Below are 1,489 nucleotides of genomic sequence, written 5' to 3'. Positions count from 1 at the left end.
GGTTATTTCCAATCAGGAACCTCTATTTTGGATGCTAATACATTTGCTTATTGTGGTAATAATCCAGTTCTCAATGTTGATCCATTAGGCGCCTGCAAAGTTCCTAATTACACATCGGCAGGGACATACATTGGACATACTTGGAAGATTAAAGAATCAGTTCCGGGTGTCCCGGGTTTTTGTAATGTTTGTAAGGGTTACGGATCAAATGCTCCCTCGAATACCTCACACAGTTTCGTTATTAGTTCTTATACGACACCTTCTACAAAAAAACAAGACTACAACACTTGGAATAAGGTGGCAGATTCTTTTGGAGCTATATTTTGTAGTTTAGAAGTCGATTTTGATGCCGGCTTTGGATTTGGTTTTGATGTAACTGATATATTTTCCATAAAGGCTATGGGAAAACATACACTTATAAGTGTCCATTTTGATGAACAGGGCTTTTCATTTGGCAAGACAGATAGTGTGGAAGTTTCTGCAGGTGTGTGCGGTTGGGACTTGTTTGGAGTACAGGATACTAAATTCTATGAAAATGGATCTGGCAATGAGTATGAGAATTTTGGTTCATCTCATAAAATTGGCTTTTCAAAGGGAGATTATGTTGGTGTTGGTGCGACTATAGGTTTTGGTTGGAATTTGGATTATATATATAATAGATTTTGTGAAATATGGGGATAGTGATGAAAAAAATTCTTTTTGTTGATATTATTACGCTTTTTTGCGGAATGTTAGCAGTTTTTTTATTGTGTATATTTAAAATAACAGAAATATCTCCATTATCAATTACTATTTTGATTATCTCTCTTTGTGCTGTGCTATTATCCGAACTTTTTTCCTTAAAAATAAAAGGTGTTAAAATTACAAACGCTGTTGGTACATTTGCTTTTTTTATAGTGTTTTATACTTTTTATAATTTACCTTTCCTAGGTTTTGCTAATAGTTTTGGCATTCAAAATAGCATTGGCACGCTATTCTTATTTTCTTTTACATCAAAAAGTTTATTGTATTTGTCTTCAATCTTAAAGAATAAAAATATGGATTTTGCAATAAAAAGCAATTCTTTAAGTAGAACTAAAAATTACAGTCAATATTTTGTGCGATATTTTAAATATTTTAGCATTTTTTTGTTGCTGGGTGGAATAGGCGTAGCTGTTTATAATTTGTTTTGCATGAATATAGATATAAGCTTGGCAGATGTGCTTTCAGGATTTAATAATCTTAATCCACAATTTCATTCTGATTTTTTTAATTAGATATATTAGTCGTATTCATTGAAAAAATTGTTTATAACGAATAGTTGGTTGATTTGTTAACCAATTAAATAGTGAAATTGTAAGGGTAGAACATTTTGCTGAACGGAGGCTCGAAAGAGCCTCCTTTGACGCCAAAAAAGTATGATGCACATAGTAATATTACAGATTTTACCAAAGACGGAGTTTTACAGTATCATTACGGTTACGATATGATGAATCAGCTTGTTAGCGTA

General features: G+C 32.2%; 2 protein-coding genes. Both read left to right on the top strand.

The features are described from left to right. Positions 1–681: RHS repeat-associated core domain-containing protein (locus RBATCC27255_RS06190; RefSeq protein WP_206602214.1), on the top strand; the 681-nt coding region annotated here is incomplete at its 5' end. Between the two features lie 2 nt (positions 682–683). Beyond that, positions 684–1,256, top strand: a complete 573-nt coding sequence (locus tag RBATCC27255_RS06185; RefSeq protein ID WP_101029213.1) for a hypothetical protein — start codon at positions 684–686, stop codon at positions 1,254–1,256. The last annotated feature ends 233 nt before the right edge of the window (positions 1,257–1,489 follow it).

This window comes from Ruminococcus bromii (genome assembly GCF_002834225.1).
In the GTDB taxonomy this organism is placed as follows: Bacteria; Bacillota; Clostridia; order Oscillospirales; family Acutalibacteraceae; genus Ruminococcoides; species Ruminococcoides bromii.
Note: the sequence above shows the minus strand (reverse complement) of the source record. Positions and strands in the feature narration are given on the sequence as shown.